The 7,454-nt window shown below is 33.2% G+C and carries 3 protein-coding genes; all 3 read left to right on the top strand.

Going from position 1 to position 7,454, the window contains the following annotated elements; all coding sequences use genetic code 11:
- Window positions 1-103 precede the first annotated feature (103 nt).
- The gene (locus tag AAC037_RS15195; protein ID WP_339903777.1) at window positions 104-3,664 is read left to right on the top strand and encodes an NB-ARC domain-containing protein; all 3,561 of its coding nucleotides are present in this window, start codon (window positions 104-106) and stop codon (window positions 3,662-3,664) included.
- Between the two features lie 268 nt (window positions 3,665-3,932).
- Window positions 3,933-6,818 carry an NAD-binding protein gene (locus AAC037_RS15190; protein WP_339903776.1) on the top strand — a complete coding sequence of 962 codons (2,886 nt, stop codon included), beginning with the start codon at window positions 3,933-3,935 and terminating at the stop codon, window positions 6,816-6,818.
- Between the two features lie 188 nt (window positions 6,819-7,006).
- On the top strand, window positions 7,007-7,454 hold a 448-nt coding region (locus AAC037_RS15185; RefSeq protein ID WP_339903775.1), incomplete at its 3' end, for a toll/interleukin-1 receptor domain-containing protein.

The raw sequence follows: 7,454 nt of genomic DNA, 5'->3' as shown, positions 1-7,454 counted from the left end.
GAGCTCTTATACAATACCAAAAATAAAATTGTCCGATTTAAAGGGGGCTAAACCATTGCCAATTGAAAAAAAAGATATTAGGGAATGAATAAATTGAAGTATTATGAAAAATGAATTTGATGTTTTTTTATCACGGAAAACAGAAGACTTTCACCTATCTGATGAAATATATCAATTTTTAACTGCTAAAGGGTTTGATGTTTTTGATTCTTCTTATTCTTTAGAACGTATAGGCGAAACAGAATATGGAAAGGTAATTGATCAAACTATACCTATATCTAAGAACTTTATTTTAATTTTTAGTTCCATTGATAATATTAATTCTGGTTGGGTTCAGCATGAATGGCAATTATTCTTAAACAATAAAAAAGAAAATGATAAGGTAGGCAATATTATTTTAGTGGTCACAGATGATGTTAAAATAGAAGAAATTCCTCCAGTTCTTAAGGTATATGAAGTTATTAAATTTTCCAATTTTAAAAATAGAATTCTTCATTACCTACTAAAAAACAAAAATGAAACCAATATTAAAACAGTTGGCGAGGAATTTATTGGAAGAGAGAATAAAATTGATGAACTAAAGAAAATACTTATTAATGAGAAGAATCGATTAGTAACGATCGTAGGAACAGGAGGATTTGGGAAAACTAGGCTTGCTTTAGAAATAGGTAAAGAATTGAATCACAAATATTCAGGAGGGGTCTGGTTTGTAAATTTGGTGGATGCTGAAACAGAAACTGGTGTGGCTAAATCAATTTATGATGCGTTTAATCAAGAAATGACTAGTTCACAAATATCAGCAAGAGAAGCGATTCTTCTATTATTGGAGCAAAGAGAAAATGTATTGCTTATTCTTGATAATTTTGAACAAATAGTTGACGAATGCTCTGAGACCTTAGATTTTATGTTGTCTCATTTACCAAAAGCTCAAATTTTAGTTACTTCTACAAGAAGGTTAAAGCTTTCCTATGCGAATCTAGTGGAGATTGAGCCACTTGAAACTATTGATGTTTCGGTAAAAGACCCTGATGAACTTAAAAGAAATGAAAGTATTCAACTATTTTTAAATAGATCTTCAAAAATAAATAGGGAATTTGATAAAGACATTGACGATCTGATACTAATCAATAAAATATGTAACGAGCTTCAAGGTATACCTTTAGGGATAGAATTAGCTGCAAGTAGATCAGATCTATTAAATATTGAAGAAATTTTTGAGGGTATTAAAAGCAACAATTATCAAGACTTAGAAGACTACTCCCATGATAGACAAAAGAAGCATCACAGCTTGTATTCTGCTGTCAATTGGAGTTTTAATTTACTGACAGATAATGAAAAGGACTTGTTTATTCAACTAGCCATTTTTAAAACAAGTTTTACTGCTGAATTGGCAAAGAAAATTGTAATAATAGAAAATACGACTTATAGCCTGAATTTCACTAAAACCCTTGATGCCTTAGTTAAAAGTAGTCTTTTAAAAGCGAATGTTAATAGTAAACCTACTAGATTTAGTTTTCCCATAACTGTATATAATTTTGGGAACAAAGTTCTATATGAATCTAAAGATGCTGCCTATATTTCAGATCTTATTGAACGGTATGGTGATACTTACATTTCATTTTTGATTATTGAGAATCAAAAGTCAAAAAACATATTAACGAGTAAGTCACTAAAAAGAATGCATGCAGAACTTGAAAATATTTTTAGCATTCAAGAGCTATTGATTAAAAACAAATCATTTAAAAAAGCTGCTGAAATCATTTCATTTTTTGCTGACGTCTTGTCCATAAAAGGGCCTGAACTTATAAGAATTGATAAACTAAAATATTCTTATGACAATATTATTGATAAAAATAATGATTATAGTTGCCGATTGGCCATTGAGTTGTCTAAAGCCTACCAAAGTAGGGGGCAATATGACGAGGGAGATAGATTTGGCGAAATGTCTGTTTCAATAGCACGTAAAATTGAAGATAATAGTTTATTGGCACATTCACTCTTACAGCTAGGGAAGATGAAGAATTTACGAGGGTATAAATACCTAGCTTTAGTTTATATTGAAGAATCTTTTTCCTTGTATAAGGATTTAGATGATTCAAAATATATAGCCATAACACTTATTATTATTGGAAGCATTAAAGAGCGACTAGGTTTTTTTGATGAATCTTTAGAAAGGTTTGAACTAGCAGAAGAAATAGCTGATGATAATGCTGATACGATTCAAAAGGAAGAAATATTTTATAGAAAAAGTTTGGCCTATTGGCATCATGGCAAAGTGAAAAAAGGGCTTGAATTTATGTGTAGTGCTCAAGATTTAGCAGAAGATATAGGCAATGATTTTATGAAACCAGGGCATTTAACCACTAAAGGTCTGATTTTATCCGACTTGGGACAATATGATGAAGCCATTGAATCATTTAAAAAAGCAGGAGAAATACACAATAAAAGAGGGACGGTTCATTGGGAAGCTGTAAACAATGGGGGATGGGGTAGAACCCTTATGATGAAGAATAATGGGAAAGAAAATATTCAGGAATCCATTCAATTCTTAGAAAAAGCTGAAAAAGTATCAAGGAAAATCTTTTATCCGGAAAATATTGCTTTTCATTCAGGAGACCTTGGTAGGGCATACTTTTTAAATGGTAATTTAGAAAAGGCATTTGCTAAAACCAATGATGCCATTTCTATTGAACGTGCCATCGGATCGACTAATGAACATCGGCATTTTTGTAATTTGATTGTTATGGCCAAAATTGCTAAAGAGCTATCCAAGGATGACCTCCTTTGGGAATCCATTGTTATCGCTCAAAGATTAACAATTAAATTGGGGATTAATGAATCCTCCGAAATTGAGAAGGTAAGGAAGGATTTTGTTTCTTTAATTCTACTTATTAAACATTGGGAAACAAAATTCAACACCAAAGCTGAGGTGTTGGAGGATTATACAAAAGGTGTGGTTGTTAACCCACCTAGTTCAATATCTAAAATTAAACTTAGTTCTCAAACATGTATAAACTTATTTAATAAAATTCAGTTTTCACTACGTGAAATGATGTTTGAATACCCATGGGGCTCTATTGAAAATTTCACTGCGGAGAAAGGGCAAACGTCGATTAAACTTTTTAGCTATGGCAGTATTCATAATATGTTTTCGGATACCCCTTCTAATAATACTAAGTCCATTTATCCCTATAAAACAGCCATAGGTTTTGGAATAAGAAGGTTGCTCAATTATAATATTCCTGATGAAATACTGTATCGGCCAATATACCAACCATTGACTGGGCCTAATGCTAGAGGGCTATTCAATGTTAAATTTACAGGTTCTATATCAGATACAGTTAATGGGGTTTTGTTCGATATTGATATTTCGGATATTGCCAAATTAAGAAAAAACGAAGTTGGCTATGATTTGATACCGATTATTTGTTTGGATTGGAATGATCATGAAAAAGACCCTATTTTGGCTTATACATTAACTTGTCCGGAAAGAATGTATAAAGGAAAAAGCTTAACAGGTTCTGACTTGTCTCCTCATCCAAAATATTATAGGATTTGCAGAGATGGAGCTGCCAAAATTTCTAATGAATTTCTTGATTATTTTCTGGAAAGCTCCTACTTTTCAGATAATAAAACTTTAGTAAAAAACTGGGAGATTTTATAATTCGGCTTCCGAGTCATAAGGTCAATAGATTAGTTTTATTAATGTTCAAGGACCCATTAAAGTAGAGGGTGTTGCATTTTTATTGTAAATGAAAGGTGTATTTGGAAAAAAATAATAGGGGTAAATCATTAAATAAAAATTAATTATATAAGAAATATTTAAGTGAAGGCGATAGGTTTTTTCTTTAATCAAATAGATGAAAGCAATGCCGGTGGGATTAGCTACTAATAGTTATTATAAATTCAATGAAAACTTGTTGTTATAACAAATGAATCAAATATCGTCTCGGGAATTCAAGTATTTGTTGGAAGGTAAAACTGTTATCGGCCATTCCGGCCATCAAGACATTTTGACTAAGGATTTTCAAATGATCCAAAAAAAAGTCAGAGGCAAACTGGAAGAAATTGTAAATGGGAAACCGGAAAAAATTGTTCTTATTACCGGCTTTGCGAAGGGTGCGGATGAACTGGTTGCAAAAGAAGCCGCCAGTCTGGGGATTGTAGTAGTCCTTCTACTTATCGACGAAGGAATCTTCCCCTCTTTTGGGCAGGGTGATTTAGATCGAGCGAAGGGATTAGAGAGTAAAGGAGGTTGTTATACCTTTAAATTAATGCCCTCCAAATCGCTCGAAGATCAAACCCCTTACGAAATTCTTGAAGAAATATTGGTTAAACACTCCACTCACTTAATGGCTTTATGGGATGGCATAGACACCGGAAAGCCTGGAGGTACCTGGCAAGTAGTAACTAATTTTATAAATAAACCATCCACCAAGGGGATCTTTTGGAAAAGAAAAGTGCAATACACCCTACATCATTTATATTCTCCCCGTGAAAAAAATACGATCCCCTCTGCCCAAGCTTATATAAATCAGCCCATTATTCCTAGAGGTAATTACGATTGGGAAACAATCGAATGCTGCAATTATTCTAAAAATTTTGGACTGCTTACGACTAAATCCATTTCCAGTTTTTTTAAAAATGTTATTCCTATATCAACGGGTATTTTTTTGCGATTTTTACTTCCTTTAATATTGGTGTGTTTTGTTCTTGTTTTGGGAGTGATTGGACATTATGGGATTAAAGAAAAAACTTGGACTGAATTTTTAAATAGTTTATTTTTTTCCGCTAATTTGATCACCTTAGATGGATCTGTCTTTGATAATCCTTACAACTGGCAAGTGGAAGTAGCAAGGATTTTGGGAGGTAGTTTTACAGTCGTAGTTTTTTTCATTGCCCTATATTTTGCCTCAGGGAAGGAGGTTTTTTATCGGTTTTTGTTTTTCAAGTTTAGGGCCTGGAACCGGTTTAAAGAGGTGATTTCAGATTTCATTTCGTGGGTTTCTTTCAGGAGATTACGTCCCACATGGACTAATAATTTTGCCGTTGTTATAGGTCTCAATGAAATGGCATATGATATTTTAAAAGACCTAAGAAATCCTTCAACGAAAGATACTAAAGGAGTTAAAGTTGTGGTTTTGAACCCGGACCCAACAACAGCCCTTGTGGAGCTAGCCAGAAATGAGGGAGTATGGATAGTTGATGGTATTCCTACAAGTTCCACATCTCTAAAGAAAACCTATTTTCAAAAAGCATTTCAAGTATTTGTAGTGACTGATTCAGAGGAGGCAAACGTCCGTTGCGTAATGGAAATGGACCAAATGATTTCAAGTATCAAAAAGCATAAAAATGAGGATTGGTTTGTCCATATACAAGACAGAAAGCTTAAGCAATTGCTGCAACAATCTATTAGTGGACGTACCAATTATGCACTCACGGTATTTAGCCATGCGGACAATACCGCTCGCCGCATGTTGGCAGGTTTCCCTGAGTTAAGAGGAACCCCTCTTAGTTGCTCCATATTAATCGTTGGATTTGGTTCACTAGGGAGGTCTCTTGCATTAAAATCCATTCAACAAATGGTTTTTTCAAAACCCCCCTTGCCCAGAATCTTGGTGTTTTATCCGGATTCAGATGCCAAAGCTGTTGAGGATTTTAAAAAAGAATATCCTTATTTGTTTAAAGAAAGTGAAAATCAAACAGAAACCATTTTTAATAGCGTTACCGATTGGACATTTTATGAAGAACAGGATGAGTGTAGGACAAGCGACCGGATACTTTTTTATCCTTTACCATTGATTCCCCAACAAATTACCCATCCTCACGGCCCTTTGATACAAAACTTAAATCACTATAAAAAGTTAAAGTTTTTCGCATGCCTTCATTCTGGCTTGGAAAGTGCTTCCATTTTAACTTCGGTATTACCCGGTTTGGAACGAATGAAACTTGAAAACCCAACTTATGATTTACAGGCCTATTGCTTTTATAATTTTCCGGATGCGGAAGAAGAGGTCTATTTGGAACAAAAACTCAATGCCCAGGCCCCGCATATTCCTGTAAAATGCTTTGGCAATTACCTATATGAATTTTCCTGTAAGGCGATCCAAAATAAGGAAGCAGACCACTTGGCCAAACAAATAGCCTTATGGTACTACCTCCTATATGATTTTGGGAACCGATCTGTTAGGACCTCTCTCGAGGTAGAAAAATGGTTTGCAAAATTAATTTCAAAAGTAAACGCCTTGAAGGGAGGGTATGCTTCCAATAAGGAAGCACTTCCATATGACGAAGAATTAAAACTCAAAATTGAAGGGTTAAAAAACCTGTGGTTTCAAGCATTAACCGACAGTTTTGTTTTGGAGGGAATGGGAAATATGATGCGTTACTGTTGGAAAAGCCTGTCTGAAACAGATCGGGAGGGGAACAGACAGGCAGCCGATCACCTTTGGATAAAGGTAACAGCCTACGATAAAAAGTGGGTGCTATCGGATCAAATTCCGGAGAAAGAAAATTTTGAAAAGTTTTGGACCAAAAGGGAGGTTGAAGTTCTAGGTGTTGTCGAACATCGTAGGTGGAACACCATGAAAATTCTGGATGGCTGGAGACCATTTGTAGGAACAGATTGGAAAACTTATAAAGAGACCTACAAAGCACAGAAACTTCATAACCTATTGCTTAGCTTTAAGGATTTACCTGAAAATGAACAGGTGAAGGATTACCATCAAATAGAGGGGATTCCTTATTTTATTTCTTTATTATATAGGGGTAGTTATAATAAAAATATTTCATTTAGTTTAGGAAAAAAAATACAATAACTTCAAATTATAATTTTATTAAAATAAATAATATATAGTAAATAAAATAGAAATTAAATTATTATTCAAAATATATATTTGAATAAAATTGTTTTTTTGAAATAAAATTAGTAATAAATCAGTTGGTAATTTGAAAAATATAAGTTATATTCCATAAAATGTTTTAAATAGGAATTACAATTTAGAAAATGGAAGTAAAAAATCCTGTAATATTTGTAAGCTATAGTCACAAAGACGAAGAAGACAAAAAAGAAATAAAGAAATTTATAGGTAGCATCGATACAAATTTCAAATTTGACATTTGGGATGACACCAAAATTCAGACTGGTGATATATGGAAACAGAAAATAGAAAAGGCCATTTCTGAAGCCCATATTGCCATCTTATTGCTAAGCATAGATTTTTTAGATTCAGATTTTATTAAAAATGATGAACTACCACTTTTATTAGAAAAATACAATAAAGATAAAATTATAATATTTTGTGTATTAATAGGGTATTGCCCAATAGATTACAATCCGTTTTTCAAAAAACTCCAAATATTTAATAAAAATTCACCGCTTAGAGACTTACCAGAGGGGGAAAAGGCAAAACAATTATCAAAACTTGCAGGAGAAATTTATGATTTGTGCAATA

This window comes from uncultured Cyclobacterium sp. (assembly GCF_963976465.1).
In the GTDB taxonomy this organism is placed as follows: Bacteria; Bacteroidota; Bacteroidia; order Cytophagales; family Cyclobacteriaceae; genus Cyclobacterium.
This window is presented reverse-complemented; position numbering and strand designations above follow the sequence as displayed.

What these genes read in the sequence shown, in the direction of transcription:
- AAC037_RS15190 (WP_339903776.1), top strand. Translation starts at nt 3,933, where the DNA reads ATGAATCAAATATCGTCTCGGGAATTCAAGTATTTGTTGGAAGGTAAA.
- AAC037_RS15195 (WP_339903777.1), top strand. Translation starts at nt 104, where the DNA reads ATGAAAAATGAATTTGATGTTTTTTTATCACGGAAAACAGAAGACTTT.